We start from the raw sequence: 19,941 nt of genomic DNA on the forward strand, positions 1-19,941 counted from the left end.
TTCATGAAAGCAATGTGGAACAATGTTGTAATTGCTGAAAGTGACAATACTGAAATTGTTGAAGGAAATCATTATTTCCCATTTGATTCGATAAAGTTGGAATTTTTTACAAAAACTGAACTAACTACAGTATGCGGTTGGAAAGGAAAAGCAAATTATTATTCGGTAACTGTAGATGGTAAAACCAACAAAGATTGTGCATGGTATTATGCCGAACCTAATGATGCAGCAAATAAGATCAAGGGTATGGTTGCATTTTGGAATGGAATAGACATAAAATAAATATTATTTTTAATACTTTTTCCTATCAGTTAAATTCTATTAAATTTCAACATAATTAATTGAAGTTTCTAACTAGTGGAAAAGTAAAAGATCTATATGAAAAAGATGAATATTCACTACTTTTCAAATTTTCTGATAGGGTATCTGCTTATGATGTAAAATTTAGTCAGGATATTCCAAAAAAAGGCCAAGTTTTGTGTCATTTTGCTGAATTTTGGTTTGATAAACTAGATGTTCCAAATCATTTCATAAAAAGAGAATCTGAAACTGAAATTTCAGTAAAAAAAATGAAAATGATTCCTATGGAATGTGTAGTTCGAGGCTATTTTTATGGTAGTTTAATTGGTCGATGGAAAAATGGTGATGTAGAATTACCAGAGGATACTGATACCCAAATGGCTGCAAAATTAACTGAACCGTTTTTTGATCCAACTACAAAGTCTGAACATGATATTCCTGTTGACAAAACAAAAGCATTAGAAATGAATCTAGTTTCTGAAGAACAGTACTCCTGGTTGGAACAAACATCTGTTGATATTTATGCTCAAATGGCAACTATTGCCGATAATGCTGGTTTTATTTTAGCTGATTTAAAATTAGAATTTGGAATTTTAGATGGTAAAATTGTTTTAGGGGATTCAATTGGACCTGATGAATATAGATTGTGGCCAAAAGAATCCTATGCTATTGGAAAAATTCAAGAATCATACGACAAACAAATTTTGCGTGATTGGCTAACTGCTAATGGTTATCAAAAACAATTTGAAGATAATAGAAAAAACGGTAAAGAACCTGTTGCTCCAGAAATTCCTTCTGAAATAATTCAAACAATTACTGAACGTTATGTAATTGCATATGAGAAATTAACTGGATTATCTCTTTAGATAACTTCTATACGTAATGTTGACTGTTAGCTAACTTTCAACTCGAATATTGATTTTCATATTATCTTGATCATATCCCTACATGGCCTATTTGACGACATATGTTTTGAAATTTCATTTTTTTCATATTTTTTTAACCCCTACAATATTATTCAATGCAGTATTAATTACTATCAAACGCTATTATGATTATTGTAGTGCTACTATATTATTTAGATGCATTACAATAGTTTTTGTAGCATAAGGTATTTTTTTAAAATTGGTACTAAGTTTATTAAAGTAAACAAAAATTGATGCGATTAGACAAAAAAATATGATACAAGGATCTTTTAGATCAGATTAAAATCAATTCTTGTATGTCTACATTATTAGAAAAAGAGATTAAAGTAAATCGTATTGTTACTACGAGCACAGATGATGCACGCGCAATTGAAGACCCTGCACGAGCAAAAATAGTAGAAATTCTATATCGACAGACAATGTCTGCTGATCAAATATCCACTGCACTAAAAAAACACGGATTCAAAAAAGCACTTACTACAGTAAGACATCATTTGGAAATTTTAAAAAATTCTGGATTAATTGAAATTGCAAGAATTGAAGAATCTAGAGGTGCTATCACTAAATTTTACAGCACTTCTACAAAACTCTTAGATTTTCAAACACCTGAAAACTTTGATTCAACATATTCAAAAATCATTGATAATACATCTGAGAAAATTGAAAAGATTCTCAAATCTCTTGGACCTAAAACTGGTAAATCTAAGGGTAAGAAATCTAATGAATATTCGCAATATTTGGTAATGGAAATTATGAATAGGGCGATGACTAACGTGCTTGAAAAATCCAATAAAAAATAATTTGTATTGTTTTTTATTTTGCGATCTGTTCATTCTTTCATTGTAAAACCAAAATGCTCAAAATTTTGATAAAAATATGATAAATTTTGCATATCCAAACTTTATTTTATGGATGTTACAAATTGTAGAAAAATGACTGATGAAAAAGTTGTAAAATTATTTTCAGAAAAAAATCTTGTTTTCATTGCAACTATAATGAAAGATGGCTCTCCCCAGGTTTCTCCTGTTTGGGCAAATTATGAGGATGGACTTATCTTAGTAAATACTGCTGAGGGTAGGATAAAACACAAAAATATCTTACGTGATCCTCGTGTTGCAGTGTCCGTTACCTCCAATGACAATCCTCTTGATATGACCACAATTCGAGGTAAAGTAATTGAAATAATTTCTGATGCCGATTACTCTCATGCAGATAAATTAACTCAACAGTATATGGGACGTCCTAATTATCCCTTTAAGCAAGAAAATGAGAAACGAATCATTTTGAAAATTAAGCCTGAAAAAATTTTTGTTTTACCTGAGTTGCAGATGTCTGATTGATTTACGTCTGTGGATTTATAATGTTTCTAAATTCGAATTTAGAAATATGGTATATCTAATACGTTAATTTTTAAAAAAGGTGATTTGACAGCTTAACGTTTTCGTTTAGCTGCCTTTCTCTTTGGAGCGGCTTTGCGTTTTGGAGCAGCTTTACGTTTTGGTGCTGCTTTCTTTTTAGCTGCCTTTCTCTTTGGAGCTGCTTTCTTAGCTGCAGTTTTTCGTTTTGGAGCGGCCTTTTTCTTAGCTGCCTTACGTTTTGGTGCTGCTTTCTTTTTAGCTGCCTTACGTTTTGGAGCGGCCTTTTTCTTAGCTGCAGTTTTTCTCTTTGGTGCTGCTTTCTTAGCTGCATTCTTCCTTCGAGTTGCTGCTGCCTTTCTCTTACGAGCTGCTGCTGCCTTTAGTGCTTCAGCTGCTTTCTTAGCTGCATTCCTCTTACGAGTTCTTGCTGCTTTCTTAGCTGCTTCAGCTCTTTTGGCTTTAGATATTGCCATGACTTTTTTCAAAAATAGTATGTGTTATGTAGTAAAAGTCACACAATACTACGCTTACTATAATAAAATTTGACACTTTTTTTATTTTTTAAAATTTATCGATCAACAATTTGTTAGACAAATTGATGCCGTATCTACTGTTGCTTGATCCTTTTGCGGTCTTATGACAATTTTATAATTTTCATCTTCATCAAATGGAATGTCAAATTGTGTTGTAACTTCAATTGGTTTGTTTGGTTCTAATCCTACCAACCATAGGTCTTTTGATGAAAATTCACCAAAAACTGCCTTATGTTTTTGATCCTTTTCATCAATCAGGAAAAATTGTCCTCCAGACACAACTGTATTTTCATCACTGATATTTTTTGCAATAATGCCAATTTTTACAAATGTATTTTCTGGCTCTGTCTCTTTATCCCCATCATGTGTGCCCTCAAAAGTTACTATGTATTCCACTGGCCCTACGATGACTGTTTCTCCTTCACTAACTTCGATGAAATTGGTTTGATATTGCATGTACATGTAATTTGCTAGTACCATTGAACCAATTATTGCTCCAATTACAATTACTAAGCCCATTCGTGCCATAATTTGTCACTCATTTTTTGATATATAGTTGCAACGTAAATTTTCATTTTAGTATTTTGAAGTTTTTTATATTGTAGGGAAAAATTATGTCAAAATAGGGGGGTATTTGGGACGATTAATTGACTATTTTTTCATAAATTTCATTATTTTGAATTATTTTTTACCTGGATTGTACTTGTTTTCAAATTCATTTTTGGGAAATATTTGCTCAATTTCTATGAATTTTTTCTACAAATTCACTTAATTTGTGGGGGTTTAGCTTTTACGCCTACTTTAGAAAGATTACCCATCCTTTGTTGGGATACCTTGGTGGAATTGCCCTTGCTTTTTGTATCTAGGCATAAGTGTTAAACCCCCCATCAAAATGCCTGTTTTCCAAAATTTCATCATATGCCTGAAACCCTTTTTTTCATAGGGGGGTTTAACGCGTAGGCATGAACTTGTAGTTTTATCATTATTTGCAATTTTGTTCATTCATTTTCAAAAATATTTTTTATGAATATTTTTGTCCATTTTTTAAACAATATCCTTTCCAAAAATTTCATCATATTATCACATGATTTGTTTTTTGATAATATTTTGTTGTTTTACCCCCCCCCTTTAAGGAAGAAATAGTTTGTCCATTTTTCATCTATGATTTTTTAAAATGTTTTTAATAGAAATCTGGCTGTTTTTTCATGTTTATCTGAAACACTGTCTATTGCTTCAAACATTGCTTGTTGGTTGATGTTATCTTTGTCATCTAATACGACATAGACTGCAATTTTTTGTTTTCCATCTTCGTTGATTATTTTACTTATTGCTTCAATTGAATTGCAAAAATCTGAAACTTTGTTGGCAAATTTTGTTCTTTCTTCTTCATTAAATCCTCTGTATCTGATAATTTGATTATTCTTCATTTCTATTTTTGCCCCTATTACTAGAATTCCTAATTGTGCTTTTGGTTCAAAAATTTCTACTGGTATTCCGTATTGGCCTGCATGTTTTACTAAAATTTGGAATGTGTTTTCTTCATTCTTGACTTGATCAAATGACAAACTTTCATGAATTAACCATCTTTCTACATTATCTCTCATTCTTGATGCACTCATTGTTGAATTTTTGAATTTACTTCTATATGATTCTAAATTTGATAAATTGCTAGTATCAATTAGATATGTTTCTAAATTCGAATTTAGAAATAAGTTAAATTTAGGATGGGAAATTAGCGTGTTGGCTAGACGTTAACATTAAAGCCTGGATTGCTCACAACGTCAACTCCTAATAGCATGATGTTGAAAATAATTCCAATTACCATCATCACAATTCCTATGTATATGCAATTTTTTGCTTTACGAGGATCATCTTTTCTGATGATCAAATAGCCAATAATTCCTCCAATCATTCCTATGAATATTGGAAGCAAATACCATGCATTACTTCTTGGTTTTTCTGAATAAGTCATAAAATTATTTTGTTAAAGCTACTTTTTTCTGTAACTGTGTAATCTCAATTTCTACAGTTTCTAGTGGATCTTCTACTTGATTTCTTTTTATTGAAAACATTTTTGGTTTTTCAAAGTCATCTGTACAATCTGGACATGCATAAACTAACACTCTGTGTTCATTCGGTGCTTTTGGATTGGATAATCTGGGATAATATACCAGTCTTGCACCACAATCCACACAATATCTATTGGCTCTTCTAGTTCTAACCAATGTAAACTTCCTGCATATTGTTATTGCCCGATCATGTATTAGATCTATGTTGTCTAATTGAGTAAACCAATTACTTACAACCGATCAATGTTTCTAAACTCGAATTTAGAAATATAATCTTCTTTCTGTTAGTGATACACTAGATTAAAGATAAAAAATGTTTCAAAACTCGAATTTAGAAATATAAAATGCGCCTCCCACCAGACTTGAACTGGTGACCCACTGGTTAACAGCCAGTTGCTCTACCACGCTGAGCTAGGGAGGCACATGGTTTAACCTTGACAAAAGTGATTTAATCTTTGCGACTTAGGACTTTGAAGGATTTAATGAAGTTAATTATTAAATTTTGAAAAGAATTCTTTAATTTCTTTAGAACGACTTTCTACTAAACCGACAATTTCTAAATGTTCATCGGCAGTAGGATCTCTTTTTTGTGAATATTGAAATGCACTCAGTATTGAGCCAACTAATTCTCCTACAAAAAACCCACACAGAAAATCTCCCACATTTTCACAATCCCAAATATCTCCTACAGTTGGAGATACACCTGCTGCTTTGTAAGCCTCTAATGTTTGATCAATAAATTCTGTAGTTGTTTTAACAAACTCTGGATCAATATTCATAAGTTAGTAGAAATTTTATTTGTCGATACCTTTTTTCTTTTCAAAAGCATAGATACCATCTAAGAATACTCTATGATCTTTGTTCTTTACTTTGGTTTTTAATTCAATATTTGCTGCAGTTTGAGTGATATCTGTCCAAACTTCTCCAGTGAGAATAACATCCTCTCCTTTTGGAATAACTTTGGTATTTCCAACTATGACTGTTTTTCTTGGTGCTCTTTCTCCTTGAAAGTTTTCAATGATTACATCCTTTCCTTCTACTTTCACTGTTATTGGAAAGTGTGCAAAAACAACTTTCATTTTAATCGTATATCCTGTAATCAGTCCTTCACAAATATTTCTAATCAATGATCTTGCTGCATGTAAAATTGCATAGTCTTTTTTTCTTTGATCAATTGTTGTTAGTAGAACTTTGCTATCTGTAATTTCTAAATTTACTGGAATCTTGCGGAAACTTTGATGTGTTTTTCCTAATGGACCTACAAATGTTAACATGTGTTTTTTTTGTGTAATTGTAACTCCTTCTGGAATCTCCACTTCGTCTTGAAATTTTTCTAATTGACTAGTAGACATATCCGATTAAAAATCCTCCAATTCCTTTTTCTATGGCATCGTGATGTGACATGACACCTTGATTTGTTGTAACTAGTAACATTCCTCTATCATATGAAGGCAAGTACTGCTGTTCCCAGTTATTATATTCATCATTTTTTACTTTGAATCTTGGTGAGATAGCCCCACATTTGGTAATTTTTGCTAACAAGTTTATCTTGAATTTGCCGCCTCTTTTATCGTCAATATGTTCGAATTCTCCAATATATCCATCTTTTTGAAGTGTTTTTAGGACTTCAACACCTAATTTCGAAGTTGGTAAGATAATGCAATCTGATTTCCTTCTTGTCTCGTTATTGTAAAGTGTAACGAACAAATTTGCTAAAATATTGGTTGCTGGCATCTATAATCACCGATTTTTCCTGAACCCTAAAGATGTTGCTACTTCTCTAAAGCATCGTCTGCATAACATTAAGTCATATTTTTGAATAACAGCTGTATAATCTCCACATCTTTTACACCATCTGGAACCTCTTCCAAAATCATGTTTTTTTCTACCAGTGGCTTCATAGGATCTATCTTTAGGCATTATACTATCGTAACTCCATATTCTTTTGTTAGATAATCCTTTGCTTCTTGATTCGTAATGATATGTGATTTTCCTACACTAGCTTTGTGTTTACTTCTCTTACGAATTGAATAACCTGGTCTGGTTAATGTAACTGAAATTCCAAGTCCTAAAATTCCTATTTGTGGATCATATTTTACACCTGGAATATCGATATGTTCATTAATTCCAAATGAATAATTTCCAAAATTATCAAATGATCTACCATTAACAGAATTTCCTTTTGCTTCGAGTAATCTTTTCAATAATGCTATTGCGTCATCACCTCTGATTGTTACTGCAACTCCTATTGGCTCTCCTTTTCTTACTCCCCATTCTCTTTGGGTATCTTTTGCATTTCTTGTTGATGGTTTTTTACCTGAAATTTGTTCTAATGCTTTTTTTGCAATATCTATTACATCACCTGATTTACCAATTCCCATATTCAAAACTACTTTCTCTAATGAGATTTTTTTCATTGGGGATTCTGTTACTTGAGACATATTATCACTTTAATTGAATTACAGGCTCCTCTTTACCTATTGGCATAATAACATCAGCTGGGATTTCGATTTTTCTATCACCTAGAGTTAGAATGACTCTTTTTGGAAGAATAAAAGTTCCTTCTTCTACACTTTCAACTTTGCCTATTTGTCCTGCATTTACACCACGTGTAACTAGTCCTTGGCATCCTGCTTCAAGTTTGATTATTTCTAAAACTTTTTGATCTGGAATTTGCATAACACATGTGTCGCCAATTTTTCCATTTACTTCTGCAAGTGTTGAGCGACCATCATGAAATCCTGTCTGTGTTTTACCTTTGTTTATTGTTGTTTTAGTAACAATTGTTACTAATTTTTTAGATTTTTCTGCATCTGTAATTTTAATTGGTTTCAATATTTTTCCTTCTGTTGGCACAAGACGATAGATATCTGAAACATTTTCTAATTCTATAACGTCCATTAATCCAATTGCATGATGTAATGATTTTCTAACAACTCCATCGATTTTGACTTTACCCGAATAAATTGATGCTTTAGCTTCTCTAAGACTTGAAACTATCTTTAATGTGTCTCTAAGAAATACAGCTGTTGGAATTGCATAACTCTTTTTGTGTGGACCTGGTCTTGTTGTAATTACAAATCGTTTATCTTTTCTTGCAATGCCCCAGAATTGTGGAGCCATTTGTCGTTTGAGTTTTTTACTTCCTGCTATACTAACCATTAATTCTCATCTTCCTTTTTTTCGACTTCTTTTTCTACTTTTGTTTCTTTACTATTTTCTTTTGGAGTTTCTTTAGGTTGTTTTCTAGGATCTTTTCCTTGTAATTTGGCCATTCTCCATTTGTCATCTCCGTTTAATGATGTAATTACTAGATTTGATGTGTGTATGTAAACGTCAAATTTATCACCTTTAGTTTTTTCTTTCTTAACTCCTTCAATTGCAACACTAGATTTTGATGTTGAAATATTTGAAACTTTACCATCTACTCCTTTGAATTCTCCTCTAAGAATGGTTACGCTGTCCCCTTCTACTACTCTAGCACTTTTTTTACCGTATTTTTTTTGTAAGTCTTTTGATAAATTAGCGCCCAATTGTTTACTTCTAGTTTGAATTGTAGCTTGGAAAATCATTCGATTGCGCATTTTTGTTGGTTTTACCATTTTATCATATCACCGTTGATGCCAAGTTAGCTACTCTAGGCCATTTTTCTGAGGCTTCTGCTGCTACTGGTCCTTTAATGTCAGTTCCTTTTGTTTCTCCTTCAGGAGTAATTAATACTGCTGCGTTATCTTCAAAACAAACTCTAACTCCGTTTAATCTACGTACTGCATATTTTTGTCTAACAATTACTGCACCATACACTTGTTTTCTTAATTCTGCTGGTCCTTTCTTTACTACAACATTACAAAAATCACCTACTGCTGCTGCAGGAAGTCTTGATGCTCTTGTTTTGTGTCTTGGAACATTGATTACTTCTAAAATTTTTGCACCTGAATTATCTGCACATGTGATGTTTGCACCTACTGGTATTGATCTTGTTACATATGGACGGAACTCTTCAACGCCTTTACCTGCTTGTTTTGCCATTATGCTTTTACCTCAATTACTACGTATGATACGGATTTTGCTATTGGTCTGCACTCTGCAGCCAGTACTACATCTCCTTCTTTTACTACTAAGTTTGATGGTACGTGTGCATGAATGGTACTTGTATTTCTAGCATATCTTTTAAATTTAGTAAAGTAAACAGGAGATTCTTTTTGAATAACTACTGTGTCTTTTGCTTTTGATTTAATGACTTTACCTTCAAATAACTTACCACGAATTGAAAGTGTTCCATTAAATGGATTTTTTGTATCCCCATCTTTTGGTTCCTCTTTAGGTGCGTTTACTTTGATTCCTATGTTTCTAGTCATGCTTTTGCTCCTATTCTTTCAAATGGTCTCTTTGCAATTGATGATCCATTAACTAAGAAACTTTCACCTTTGATGAAAAATTTCAAATTACTGGTTAATTTTGGAATCATTTTTTTACCTTTTTTTGTGTTTATTGTTAACATAGATTTTGTTTCATTGATTACTCTTCCATTTAATCCTACTAATTGTAAATTACTTGATTCTACTACTTGTGTATCTAAACCGATTAACTCATGTCTAGCAATTGTATCTATGGTAATCATTGCTTTTTCTCCATTTCATTTAATCTAGTTAACATTCTTGCAATATTGTGACGAATTGGTTTTAATTTGCCACTTTCTTTTCTTAATGTTCCTTTAGATGAATCTACTCTGAGTTTTGCTAATTCTGTTCTGCTTTCTTGAATTTTACTTTTAAGATCTTTCTCATTCAAATTGTTTACTGTTTTCATACTGATTTTGGTCATTTCATTGTTGCCTCATCTTCTTCTAATGTTTCTAAAGTTTTCATTTTTTCAGCTTCAATTGCAATTTGTTCTGATTCTGATTTAGCTTTCTCTTCATCTGTCTCTACCTTAATGACTTCAACTTTAACATCTCCGTCAACTTTAACTTCTTCAACTTTTTTGACTGGTTTTTCTTTTGCCTCTTTCTTTTTCTTTTCTTTAATTAATTCAAATTCTGGAATGACTTTTTCTTTATTTGCAATTCTTATTCTAATTCCAATTAGACCCATTGCTGTTTCTACGTGTGCAATATCTTCATCAACTATAACCTCTGCATGATGACCTGCTCTAGGTAAAATTCCTGCAACATGTTTCTCAAATGCAGAACGGTCACCTCTAAGTTTTCCTGAAATTGTAATCTGAACACCCATTGCACCACTTTCCATAATTTGTTTCATAGTCCACATGGTTGCTCTTCTAAATGCTGTTCCTCTCTCCAAATGTGATGCCATTCTATTACACATTACACTTGATGATAAATCTGGTTTTTCTATTTCATTAACTGAAATCTGAGGATTTTTCAAACCAAAATCTGTTGCCAGTTTTTCTGTAAGGTCTCTAATTCCTGAACCTTTTCTTCCGATAACTATACCTGGTCTTGTAACGTGTAATGCAACTCTTGTACCTGTTGGTGTCTTTGATATTTCTGCATGAGAAAATCCTGCATCTTTAATTGCAATTTTCAAATAATCTTTTAACAACATCATGTTGTAATTATCTTTGATAACATTTTTCACTGCTGACATATCTAAATCTCCTGGGCCACCAATTCCACGTGTGTTAATACATTATTCTTTGGAGTTGCTCTGCCCATTGCTCTTGGAATGAATCTTTTTACAATAACTCCTTTGTGTACTGTAGCGTTTACAATTTTTAATCTGTCTAAATCCATTCCTTTGTATTCTGCATTTGATTCTAAATTATCTAAAACTTTGATGAATTCTTTTGCTGTTTTTTGTGGATAACGACCTGACATTACTCCAGGATCTGCTTTGTGTCCAACTTGATTTTTGTATCTTCTAAATGGAACTGCTCTTTTCTGATTGATTACTGCTAACAAAAAGTCTCTAGCTTTTTCAATGGATAGTCCTTTGATTGCAACTGCAACTTCTCTTGCGTGTTTGTGAGACATGTCTTTTTCTCTTACTGATGATCTAACATGTCTAGTTGCATCATAATTTTGGAAAGCGTAATCGAATCTACCCATAATAATCACTTCAATGGTACGTAAAGGCTGGATCTTGATGCTCCTACTCCTGGTGCACCGTGTTGTACCTTCTTGTTTGTTATGACATATTCTCCCAAATATCGACCAACCATTTCTGTTGTAATATTTACTGGACGAAATTCTTTTCCTGAGAAAACATTTACTGTAACGCCTACCATGTATGGTAGAATAATTAAATCCCTAAGATGTGTCTTGATTGGATTTTTCAATTTTCCTGCTTTTGCAGCTTTAATTTCTTCAATTAATTTTCTTTTTCCATCTGTAATCCCTCTTGTAAGAGATCTTCTTTGTCTGGAATTGAATAATAAGAATAATTTTTCTAATGAAGTATTATCTAACTCTTCTTTAGTTAGTCCTCTATATTGAAATTCTTTAACCAATTTTTTCCTCCAATGTTAATCTACTTCGAGTTTTATCGTCCATATTAGAGCATTCCTATCTTTGTTGCGAGATCTCTAGCTTTTTCAGTGGTTTCAAATTGAACAAATGCCTTTTTACCATAAATTGTTCTTGCTGTGTTTACTTTGATTACTTTTTGTTTGTAAAGTGTATTGACTGCTTCTGCTATTTCTGGTTTTTTTGCAGATAATTCAACAATAAAGCAGATTTTATTTTCATTTTCTATCATGGCAAATGTCTTTTCAGTAATGTATGGTTTGACAATTATTTTCATTGCTGTTTCTACATTCATTGTGATTTCACCATTACTTCTAGATGTGTTGATTTAATTTTTGCAATTTCTTCTATTGCTGATTTTGAATACACTGTTAATCTGATTGGATGTGAACCTGGAGCTAAATCTAAGACACTCAAGTCTTTTACACTTTTTACTTCTACTCCTGGTAATGCGCCTATTGCTTTAGACACTTCTTTATCATCTTTAGTAACAAACAAAACACTTTTTCCGACTTTTTTACTTCTGCCTCTTAGTCGAGATTGTCCTGAACGTGATTTTCTTGATTCTAATCTATCTGTATCTTGTGTTAGTTTTAGAGATTCTAGTACTTTGACCATTTCATTTGATTTTGAAATTGATTCAATATCATCTGAAACAATTATTGGGAATGATTCTATGCCCTCGATTTTATGACCTCTTGATTCTATTATTGTCTTTGATGATGTAGCAGCAATAGCTGAACACAATGCTAATTTGTTTTCTTTTTTGTTTAATTTTTTGTAAATTACTTTTCCTACAATTGGTGGATGTGCTTGTCTTCCACCTCTAGTTGAAGCAACTTCTGCACCTTGACCTTGTCTTCCACCGCCCCCGCCTTGAGCTCTTGCAACACGAGATACACCTTGACCTGTTGGTGGATCATTTGAATCTGCAACAACATCTTGACCGGCACTTGGATGTCTTCCTTGTGGTTGGAATTTGTGAGATGTAAGATTTATCCATGCTTTGTGAATTAATTCTCTTCTAAATGGTGTTGAGAAAATTATTGGTAATTCGATTTCTCCATCTTTAGTTCCTGTAGTTGTATATGTTGTAATTTTCATTATATTACAACCTCCAAGATATTTGGTTTGTTAACTTTAACTGGTGCATTTCTAATTTGACTTCTTAATTTGATTAGTCTTCTATATGTTCCTGGAACTGAACCTTTCAAAATAATGAAATCTCCTTTAACCAAACCAAAGTGTTTGTATCCTCCATCTGGATTAATTTTTAATTTATCGTTATCTGTATTACCCATAACTAGAATTCTTTTATCATATTCAACTCTTTGATGAAAACCTGTTTGTCCTGCTCTTGGGACTGTGTACATGATACTTTGTGGTGAAATTGGACCTAGTGAACCAACTTCTCTAACTGTCTTTCTTGATTTGTGTTGTTTCTTTTTTACATTCCATCTTCTCATTACACCTTGCCATCCGTGACCTTTTGTAATTGCTGCAACATCTACTGTTGAACCTGTTTCAAAAATTTGATCAATTTTAATTTCTTTTCCTAATACTTCTTTTACATGTGCAAATTGTTTTTCAATGTCTCCACCGCTAACCATTGCTTCAAAAATATATGGTTTCTTCATTTCTAATCCTGCAGCTCTTGGAGATACTGCAACGATTGCAAATATTTCTTTAATTTTCTTTAAACTTTTTTCTGCGTTTTCTAATGCGCCCTCTTTATTTTTAAAAGTCATTTCTTTTGAAATGTATTTTGGAATATCTTCTGAATAAACATCAAACTCAGCATGTAATCCGTCATGATCTTTTGAATAACCTCTAATTCCTAAAATTAAAACTGGTGGTGTAACTAAGACAGTTCCTAAACTAACTAATTGCTTTCCTGCATTAGGAACTTTTTCACGATCATCAATACTTACTACTTGAACACAACCTGCTTTGAATCCGCAATGAGCTAAAATTTTTGGTTCTTCTGATGCTGATCTACTTGGCCATGCTCTAATTCTTGCTTCCATAGTTTTTGCGCGAACTCTACGTGAGTATGCTAAACTACCTCTACGTGGTGAATGTCTTTTTCGAGCTCCCATTGTTAAATCGTCTCTCGAATTCCCTCTATTAAACCCTGTTAGTTGTCGTTAACCAAAATATTTTAACAGGTTAACCATCATGACTAAATTAAGTTATTTTAAAACATCTGAAATCATATTCCAAATAGTTATTCCGCCAATAATTACTCCCATAACACCTATGCCTATTGCAAATATCAAAAAATTTTTTCTTTCTGCCATGTTTTATAATTATTTTTGAGCATTAATTATTGCTAACGTGCCGAGCAATGCTTCTTCCAAACGTACTGTTTCAGTTGCTTGATTAGGGAAAAAATTCAATGATTTTGAATTTTGAACTTTGTTCATTCTTCCACCAATTATTTCATGAACTCCTTTTTCTGGAGATCCAAATACAACTAGTAAGTTTTCTTCAGATTTAGTATATTTTTCAAGATGTTCTTTAGTTACTGTTTTGCCTTTTCTTGATGTGATAATGATATTTCCTTTCCATTCTGATAGCAATGAAAATAAGTTGGATCTTTCTTTGACATCATAGCCCCAATACGTTTTTGATTCGCTATTGTCAATTTCTTTAACTGATAATCTTGGATATCCTTCTTTAAATTGAATTGTCACTCTTTTTCCAGTTGGGGTTTTGCCATAAAATTGAATTAATTGATTAATTCCTACATCGACAAATTTTTTACCTTTGACTGTTACTATTACTCCCTCCCTGATATCTCCTGCAACAATTTTTTTTGCATTCGTTGGAGTATTATGACTTGGAATTCTTAATGGATGTAATACTCCTGCAAATTTAAGATCATTTACTTTTTGAAATAGTCTTCTTCTCAAGAATTGGGGAGTCTCTAAATATCTTAGAATCATTGTCATGAAACTTCCATCTGAACCATTATTGCCTTCGTTATAGACATAGATTGTATCAATTTTAAAAATTGCACATGCTCTTGCTAGAACTGAAATTTTTCTAGTTTTATCTATCTTAAGTGATTCATCTTGTAATGAGGATGTGGGAATTGCAACAGATATTTTCAATGTAATTTAATCTCACAGTAGTTTTAACTAGTTAATTTTTTCCGTGTGGATATTTTTCTTTAGCAGTATTTGCATAATTAACGATTTGTTCATCTGAAACTAATTCGTACAAACCTGTTTCTGTCTTAATGTGTGCCATTCTGATATGACTTGTTCCCTCTTTATCTTCACTTGAAAGATAAATTCCGGCAGCTGCTAATGTTGATGCTTCATCTAATGTTAATTCTTCTTTGTATGTTTTTTCTAAAAAGTCTGTAACACTATCAGAACCTGAACCAATAGAAATTGCATCATATGAAATGTAAGTTCCACTTGGGTCTGTAAGGTATAGTTGAGGTGTATTGTTTACTACTCCACCCAAAATTAAAGCAACACCATATGGTCTTACTCCTGCATATTGTGTATATTGTTGACATTGATCAGCTAAATGTTTTGCAATTGTTTCAACTTCAACTTCTTCATCATAAATCATTTTGTTACTTTGAGAAAAGAATCTTGCATTATCTACTTGACTTCTTGCATCTGGAATATATCCTGCTGCAGCCACTCCTACATGATCATCAATTTGAAATATCTTTTGAGCAGTTTCTGAAATTTGTAATTTTCTTGGTTTCTCCTCTACTGCTATGACAATTCCTTCTTTACATTTTACTCCAACAGCAACTGTTCCTCTTCTTACAGTTTCAATTGCATATTCTACTTGGTATAATCTACCGTCAGGAGAAAATACAGTAATTGCTCGATCATAACCTTGTTGTGCAGGAAGCATTTGATCAAAATGCCGTGAAGGATTAATTTAAGTCTAGCCTATTAGATTTGGCGTGAAGTATGAAATTGAATTTTTTGGCCATGAAAACATTAGATCAAATCATAAAAATACTATAGAGATTACAAAAGAATCTCATCTAACCACTCGTGGTGATTGTATTGTAGGTGTTAGTGCTAACTCTTCATGCAATGATTTACCTGAAGAATTAAAAAATAAATTAAAAAATCCTGAAACTAATGTTAAATTTTTGATTAAAGTTGGAGATAATGAATTCTCTATACAAGGAAAAGGACATCCAAATTTAACCTTGACTCATCAAGAGGATATTGTTTTACGAAAAAGTGATTTTACATGTCCTAGAACATTGTCTGTAAAATGTGATAAAGCCTCTGATTTGGTGCCTAGAGAAATGGTTACTAAATTACAAAATCCAAAAACAAAAGGAGTTTTTATTATTACAGTTGATTAGAAACTGTCACAACTTTATAGTCGTGTTTATTTTTAATTTTTATGGGACGTAAAACTAATTTTTTCCTTTTAGTGCCGTTAGGGACTTTTGCATCCATAATTTTTGGTTTTGCCATATACAACACATTATGTAAAAACTCGAATATTCCATTAGGATGTTAAAAATCTAAGAATTTTTTATTCGTCGTCAGTTTCGTTTGCTTTGTCACGAACTTTTTTCATTATGCAAAACTTTGCAAGGCTTTTCTTTAAATTCATAATTATTTGATAATTCTATAGTATTTATTTCTAATTTATTTTGATCTATGCTTTGTTCTTTTTAGATTGTTTTGTGCCTGTACTGGATTTCTTTTTTAGTTTGACTACATTGTTATTTTGAATTTTCAAATTTTGATTAATTGTTTCCAATAAAGTAATTATTTGTGGATATTTTGTATGCATTGCAAGATCTTTTTCAATTATTAAAAGATAATATCTTAGTTCTCTAAGAATACGTCTTTTTTTAGATTTTGAAATAACTTGATTTTTTAATTCACTTAAGTTTGCTGATATGTCGCATAATTTAATTAATTTTGCATCTAATTCTGATTCTTTGATCTTTATTCCATATTCTTTTTGCCTTTGTTTTTTTGAAATAGTTCTTTTTTTTGTTAACGATAATGTTGAATTATCATTTGTATCAATTACTAGTTTGGTTTCTGTTAATGATAAAATTAATGTTGAAACTCTTCTACCAAATTTTTCAAACAATTCATCAAAACTTGTATCAGTGTGTTCCAAAATATCTTGTAACCATCCTGCACAAAGTACTTCCTCATCAATCACCCCTAAGCTTTTGAGCCTATTTACAACATTTTCTAAGTGATTTGAAAATGAGACTCCAATCCCATTCAATTTCCCTCCATGTTTTGTCTTTGCAAATAATTCTGCATTTTTTAGTGAATTCATTTACTTACACTACACATGATTGAAAAAAAATCTAATGCTGATTTTTTTGATAAATTTTTGTTTTTTGTTTGACAATAATTTGTTGTAAATGTACATTTTGGACACCCTCCCCATTCATCTGATGCTGATTCTTGATCTGTATTTGATTCCTCCTTGCAATTACATTCACTAATCAAATCAAAACAGGTTTTCATAACTTCTTCAAAATTTTCATAAATTATTTTGCTACACCCATTGTATCCGTCTGACGTGTTGTCAAACAAATGAATAATTCCATTTTCATAATATGCATCAATATCATTTGATTCTGATTTTGTCAATATTTTGCTTGCATTAACTAAAACATGAGTAATTGTATGTATTTTTGAATCTGATGTAAATGAATTTTTTACATCTCCATTTATTTTAGATATGAATTCAGTTGGTATAGTAATACTCGTACAATAATGTTTTGAACTCCAACTAAAATTATTCCAATTTGATATTGTTTTTCCATCAAACGTTTCAAACTTATCTGACGTATCGTTATAATTTCCTTTTAGATACCCTGTAATCGTTCTATCTATTTTTATCAATCCATAACGTAAAGATAATTTTTTTAGATGTGAATTAATTTCTTTTTTAATTGATTCTTTTTCTGTCACTTGCATTAATGATGTCTTTACTATGGGAATAGTCCTTTTGTGAATTTCATTAGATTTTTCTAAAAATGCATTTGCACCGTTTTCAGTTTTATCTATTGATTTTACCTGATAATTTTCTTTATTAAAATGATATATTCCATTTTGATGAAGTTGATAATATCCAACAGGTGTGTCTCTGGTTCCGATTTTTTTTGAGTTGTGAAAAATTGTGATTTCTCCTGACGCTCCTCTTAGATTAATGCTATTTGCAAAATCAAAAAATTTGGATTTGTCTGATTCTAATGCTGCATGTTTTTCCATTCCAATTGATAGAGTATGTTTTTCTGAAATTATGGAGTTTTCTTTGTTAATTTCAACATGATGATTTTGATTCAGATATGCAGGGATATTTCGTGCAAAATAATGACATGCTGCATCCTCTGGATCAAAAACACAGATTGCATATGATTTTTGTCCTTTTCTTCCTGCTCTTCCAATTCTTTGAATAAATGAATCATATTCATTTTTGAATGCAGAAATTACTACGTCTACATTACCAATGTCAATTCCCAGCTCTAATGTAGGCGTACATGATAAAATATCTAACTCCCCTTCTTTCATTTGTGATTCATACATCTTTCTATCTTTTTGTTCTAAACCGCCACGATGAATTTGTATTCTTATTTTTTCATTCATAGATTCTACATTTGATGCTAAAAATTCTGCATCATTATGACTATTGCTGAATACTAATTGTTTGGATTTTTTTTTATTGCATATTGTTGTAATCATTTCCATAGTTGTTCTTTGACCATATTTTCTTGGCATAATGAAAAATCGATGCATGTTTTGTTTTCTTTTTGACTCACTTTTGATATGTGTGAAAGATTTTTCAGGTAAATCATACATGTTTGAAAAAAATTCTTTAGGGTTATCTAACGTAGCAGATGCTCCTATGATTTGAAATTTTTTCATATAGTTTTTCATTCTTTTTAATACATGGTAAACATTAGAGCCGTGAAAACTTGTGTATGAATGTGCTTCATCCATTACAATTATTTTTGCATTTTTAAATAACTGATTCCATTTTTTATCTTGTAAAATTAAATGATAATTAATGAAATCAAAGTTTGTTGCTAGAATAATTGATTTCTTATATGACTCTGAAATTATTTTATCTTTGTACTGTGAATTCTGTCCGCCGTGAATTGAATATGTGGAAATTATATCATTTAATTCACATTTATCAATTAAATCTGAAATTTTTGAAACTTGATCATCAATTAATGCATTTAATGGATAAACCAATAATACAAAAACACCTTCAATTGGTTTCTCTAATATTTTTTGCAAAATTGGAATTATGAATGCCTCTGTTTTTCCTGAACCTGTAGGTGCAGAAATAATTGAATTATCTCCATTTAAAATTGACCTAATTGATTCATTTTGAAATGGTAGAACTCCTGAAAAACCATATTTTTTTAATCCTTCAATAATTTTTGTTGATAAAACATCTTTGAGATTTTCTACTGGTATTTTTTCTGGCTCTAAGGAAAGTAATTTTTCATAATGAATAATTGCTAATGTTTGATTCCTATGACCTTCTACTAATTCGTGAATAATTATATCGTTATCCACTTCTAATTTTGGTATTTTATTTACATCAAATAAAATATTTTCAGGTATTAAAATTTTTAATTCTGTTTTAATTTTTTTAGGAGTTACTATCTTTCCAATATTTTTTATTTCATCTGGAAAATAACCTGCTGAAATTTCTGGACCATTACAACTATGTGGCTCATCTGTTCTTGCATCAAGAGGAATGAATTTACCACTATCTGATTTGAATTCATCATCCCAGTAAATTTCTGAACCGCAGCCCTTAGAACACTGTTTTGTTCTTCCTGAATAATTGACTCCGTATGTTGGTTTTCTTGGAATAATTTTTTCAGGATTGCATTTTGGACATATTCCTGGAGCTGCAACATCTTTCAAATTTTTTGAAAGTTTTGTATCGCATGTTGGGCAAAACTTCATCTCTCTTGCTTTACTTTATTTTTGTCATAAAAGGATTTTTTAATAATTTCATAAATTAGTTAATTGACTACGAGCTATTGGTTTACCCAAATTAAAAAGACAATATTATTTCTAGTTTAGTTGTAAATTAATTATGAAAAATAACAAAGAATTGAGATCATTAAAAATCGAATTAATGAAATCTCTAGATGGATCAAATAATGGATATTTTGGATTATCTTTAGAAACTTTAATTGATAATTGATAATTTCATTCCTAGATCTGATTAATTATCCTACTTTTTCAAAATTCTTAAGTTATGATGTTT

Annotated in this window: 32 protein-coding genes and 1 tRNA gene; 5 read left to right on the plus strand and 28 right to left on the minus strand. The window is 31.3% G+C overall.

What is annotated here, in order from left to right:
* The first annotated feature begins 3 nt into the window (after window positions 1-3).
* The 4 genes from NMSP_RS03565 to NMSP_RS03580 all read left to right on the plus strand — a co-directional run bounded on the left by NMSP_RS03565 (window position 4) and on the right by NMSP_RS03580 (window position 2,566).
* Window positions 4-282: a DUF427 domain-containing protein gene (locus tag NMSP_RS03565; protein ID WP_086907483.1), complete on the plus strand. Its 279-nt coding sequence runs from the start codon at window positions 4-6 to the stop codon at window positions 280-282.
* Window positions 283-341: 59 nt separating this feature from the next.
* Window positions 342-1,166, plus strand: coding sequence for a phosphoribosylaminoimidazolesuccinocarboxamide synthase (gene purC / locus NMSP_RS03570; RefSeq protein WP_086907484.1), 825 nt, complete (start codon window positions 342-344; stop codon window positions 1,164-1,166).
* A gap of 356 nt (window positions 1,167-1,522) precedes the next feature.
* Window positions 1,523-2,026, plus strand: a complete 504-nt coding sequence (locus tag NMSP_RS03575; protein WP_086907485.1) for a winged helix-turn-helix domain-containing protein — start codon at window positions 1,523-1,525, stop codon at window positions 2,024-2,026.
* 132 nt (window positions 2,027-2,158) lie between these two features.
* Window positions 2,159-2,566, plus strand: coding sequence for a PPOX class F420-dependent oxidoreductase (locus NMSP_RS03580; RefSeq protein ID WP_086908368.1), 408 nt, complete (start codon window positions 2,159-2,161; stop codon window positions 2,564-2,566).
* A 92-nt stretch (window positions 2,567-2,658) separates the two neighbouring features.
* On the opposite strand, the gene NMSP_RS03585 is transcribed toward NMSP_RS03580, so the two are convergent.
* The 25 genes from NMSP_RS03585 to NMSP_RS03710 form a co-directional block, all read right to left on the minus strand.
* Window positions 2,659-3,057 carry a histone gene (locus NMSP_RS03585; RefSeq protein ID WP_086907486.1) on the minus strand — a complete coding sequence of 133 codons (399 nt, stop codon included), beginning with the start codon at window positions 3,055-3,057 and terminating at the stop codon, window positions 2,659-2,661.
* Between the two features lie 102 nt (window positions 3,058-3,159).
* A complete protein-coding gene (locus NMSP_RS03590) occupies window positions 3,160-3,645 on the minus strand; it encodes a DUF4352 domain-containing protein (protein ID WP_086907487.1) in 486 nt (161 codons plus the stop codon).
* A gap of 641 nt (window positions 3,646-4,286) precedes the next feature.
* Window positions 4,287-4,736, minus strand: coding sequence for a DUF2299 family protein (locus NMSP_RS03600; protein ID WP_086907489.1), 450 nt, complete (start codon window positions 4,734-4,736; stop codon window positions 4,287-4,289).
* A gap of 125 nt (window positions 4,737-4,861) precedes the next feature.
* A complete protein-coding gene (locus NMSP_RS03605; RefSeq protein ID WP_086907490.1) occupies window positions 4,862-5,089 on the minus strand; it encodes a hypothetical protein in 228 nt (75 codons plus the stop codon).
* 4 nt (window positions 5,090-5,093) lie between these two features.
* Window positions 5,094-5,342: a hypothetical protein gene (locus NMSP_RS03610; protein ID WP_086907491.1), complete on the minus strand. Its 249-nt coding sequence runs from the start codon at window positions 5,340-5,342 to the stop codon at window positions 5,094-5,096.
* Between the two features lie 191 nt (window positions 5,343-5,533).
* A tRNA-Asn gene (locus tag NMSP_RS03615) sits at window positions 5,534-5,607 on the minus strand.
* Between the two features lie 67 nt (window positions 5,608-5,674).
* A complete protein-coding gene (locus tag NMSP_RS03620) occupies window positions 5,675-5,965 on the minus strand; it encodes a hypothetical protein (protein ID WP_086907492.1) in 291 nt (96 codons plus the stop codon).
* A gap of 15 nt (window positions 5,966-5,980) precedes the next feature.
* Window positions 5,981-6,538: a 50S ribosomal protein L6 gene (locus NMSP_RS03625; protein ID WP_086907493.1), complete on the minus strand. Its 558-nt coding sequence runs from the start codon at window positions 6,536-6,538 to the stop codon at window positions 5,981-5,983.
* Window positions 6,528-6,920, minus strand: a complete 393-nt coding sequence (locus NMSP_RS03630; protein ID WP_086907494.1) for a 30S ribosomal protein S8 — start codon at window positions 6,918-6,920, stop codon at window positions 6,528-6,530. The genes NMSP_RS03625 and NMSP_RS03630 overlap by 11 nt, the downstream gene beginning before the upstream one ends.
* Window positions 6,921-6,926: 6 nt before the next feature.
* Window positions 6,927-7,106, minus strand: a complete 180-nt coding sequence (locus tag NMSP_RS03635; RefSeq protein WP_086907495.1) for a 30S ribosomal protein S14 — start codon at window positions 7,104-7,106, stop codon at window positions 6,927-6,929.
* Window positions 7,106-7,627, minus strand: coding sequence for a 50S ribosomal protein L5 (locus NMSP_RS03640; protein ID WP_086907496.1), 522 nt, complete (start codon window positions 7,625-7,627; stop codon window positions 7,106-7,108). The genes NMSP_RS03635 and NMSP_RS03640 overlap by 1 nt, the downstream gene beginning before the upstream one ends.
* 4 nt (window positions 7,628-7,631) lie before the next feature.
* Window positions 7,632-8,348, minus strand: a complete 717-nt coding sequence (locus NMSP_RS03645) for a 30S ribosomal protein S4e (RefSeq protein ID WP_086907497.1) — start codon at window positions 8,346-8,348, stop codon at window positions 7,632-7,634.
* Window positions 8,348-8,788 (minus strand): 50S ribosomal protein L24, encoded by a 441-nt coding sequence (gene rplX / locus NMSP_RS03650; RefSeq protein WP_225971323.1) that lies wholly within the window; start codon window positions 8,786-8,788, stop codon window positions 8,348-8,350. Before rplX ends, NMSP_RS03645 begins: the two co-directional genes overlap by 1 nt.
* A 4-nt stretch (window positions 8,789-8,792) precedes the next feature.
* Window positions 8,793-9,215: a 50S ribosomal protein L14 gene (locus NMSP_RS03655; RefSeq protein ID WP_086907498.1), complete on the minus strand. Its 423-nt coding sequence runs from the start codon at window positions 9,213-9,215 to the stop codon at window positions 8,793-8,795.
* Window positions 9,215-9,544, minus strand: coding sequence for a 30S ribosomal protein S17 (locus NMSP_RS03660; protein WP_086907499.1), 330 nt, complete (start codon window positions 9,542-9,544; stop codon window positions 9,215-9,217). Before NMSP_RS03660 ends, NMSP_RS03655 begins: the two co-directional genes overlap by 1 nt.
* Window positions 9,541-9,807, minus strand: coding sequence for a ribonuclease P protein component 1 (locus tag NMSP_RS03665; RefSeq protein WP_086907500.1), 267 nt, complete (start codon window positions 9,805-9,807; stop codon window positions 9,541-9,543). Before NMSP_RS03665 ends, NMSP_RS03660 begins: the two co-directional genes overlap by 4 nt.
* Window positions 9,804-10,010 carry a 50S ribosomal protein L29 gene (rpmC, locus tag NMSP_RS03670; RefSeq protein ID WP_086907501.1) on the minus strand — a complete coding sequence of 69 codons (207 nt, stop codon included), beginning with the start codon at window positions 10,008-10,010 and terminating at the stop codon, window positions 9,804-9,806. The genes NMSP_RS03665 and rpmC overlap by 4 nt, the downstream gene beginning before the upstream one ends.
* Window positions 10,007-10,795 carry a 30S ribosomal protein S3 gene (locus NMSP_RS03675; protein WP_086907502.1) on the minus strand — a complete coding sequence of 263 codons (789 nt, stop codon included), beginning with the start codon at window positions 10,793-10,795 and terminating at the stop codon, window positions 10,007-10,009. Before NMSP_RS03675 ends, rpmC begins: the two co-directional genes overlap by 4 nt.
* 2 nt (window positions 10,796-10,797) lie before the next feature.
* Window positions 10,798-11,256, minus strand: coding sequence for a 50S ribosomal protein L22 (locus NMSP_RS03680; protein ID WP_086907503.1), 459 nt, complete (start codon window positions 11,254-11,256; stop codon window positions 10,798-10,800).
* 5 nt (window positions 11,257-11,261) lie between these two features.
* The gene (locus NMSP_RS03685) at window positions 11,262-11,657 is read right to left on the minus strand and encodes a 30S ribosomal protein S19 (RefSeq protein WP_086907504.1); all 396 of its coding nucleotides are present in this window, start codon (window positions 11,655-11,657) and stop codon (window positions 11,262-11,264) included.
* A gap of 44 nt (window positions 11,658-11,701) precedes the next feature.
* Window positions 11,702-11,968, minus strand: a complete 267-nt coding sequence (locus NMSP_RS03690) for a 50S ribosomal protein L23 (RefSeq protein WP_086907505.1) — start codon at window positions 11,966-11,968, stop codon at window positions 11,702-11,704.
* A complete protein-coding gene (gene rplD, locus NMSP_RS03695) occupies window positions 11,965-12,777 on the minus strand; it encodes a 50S ribosomal protein L4 (protein WP_086907506.1) in 813 nt (270 codons plus the stop codon). Before rplD ends, NMSP_RS03690 begins: the two co-directional genes overlap by 4 nt.
* The gene (locus NMSP_RS03700) at window positions 12,777-13,772 is read right to left on the minus strand and encodes a 50S ribosomal protein L3 (protein ID WP_086907507.1); all 996 of its coding nucleotides are present in this window, start codon (window positions 13,770-13,772) and stop codon (window positions 12,777-12,779) included. Before NMSP_RS03700 ends, rplD begins: the two co-directional genes overlap by 1 nt.
* A gap of 210 nt (window positions 13,773-13,982) precedes the next feature.
* Window positions 13,983-14,789, minus strand: a complete 807-nt coding sequence (locus NMSP_RS03705) for a putative RNA uridine N3 methyltransferase (protein WP_086907508.1) — start codon at window positions 14,787-14,789, stop codon at window positions 13,983-13,985.
* 31 nt (window positions 14,790-14,820) lie between these two features.
* Window positions 14,821-15,558 (minus strand): archaeal proteasome endopeptidase complex subunit alpha, encoded by a 738-nt coding sequence (locus tag NMSP_RS03710; RefSeq protein ID WP_086907509.1) that lies wholly within the window; start codon window positions 15,556-15,558, stop codon window positions 14,821-14,823.
* A 52-nt stretch (window positions 15,559-15,610) separates the two neighbouring features.
* On the opposite strand from NMSP_RS03710, the gene NMSP_RS03715 reads away from it, so the two are divergent.
* Entirely contained in the window at window positions 15,611-16,027 is a 417-nt protein-coding gene (locus NMSP_RS03715) for a DUF371 domain-containing protein (RefSeq protein WP_086907510.1), read from the plus strand.
* Here NMSP_RS03715 and NMSP_RS08670 read toward each other — a convergent pair.
* From NMSP_RS08670 to NMSP_RS03725, 3 genes are all read right to left on the minus strand, one after another.
* Window positions 16,014-16,142 (minus strand): hypothetical protein, encoded by a 129-nt coding sequence (locus tag NMSP_RS08670; RefSeq protein ID WP_264080402.1) that lies wholly within the window; start codon window positions 16,140-16,142, stop codon window positions 16,014-16,016. The two genes, NMSP_RS03715 and NMSP_RS08670, sit on opposite strands and share 14 nt — an antisense overlap.
* A 187-nt stretch (window positions 16,143-16,329) precedes the next feature.
* Window positions 16,330-16,974 (minus strand): HD domain-containing protein, encoded by a 645-nt coding sequence (locus NMSP_RS03720; RefSeq protein WP_086907511.1) that lies wholly within the window; start codon window positions 16,972-16,974, stop codon window positions 16,330-16,332.
* Window positions 16,971-19,634: a DEAD/DEAH box helicase gene (locus tag NMSP_RS03725; protein WP_086907512.1), complete on the minus strand. Its 2,664-nt coding sequence runs from the start codon at window positions 19,632-19,634 to the stop codon at window positions 16,971-16,973. The genes NMSP_RS03720 and NMSP_RS03725 overlap by 4 nt, the downstream gene beginning before the upstream one ends.
* Between the last annotated feature and the right edge of the window lie 307 nt (window positions 19,635-19,941).

This window comes from Candidatus Nitrosomarinus catalina, from assembly GCF_002156965.1.
In the GTDB taxonomy this organism is placed as follows: domain Archaea; phylum Thermoproteota; class Nitrososphaeria; order Nitrososphaerales; family Nitrosopumilaceae; genus Nitrosopumilus; species Nitrosopumilus catalinensis.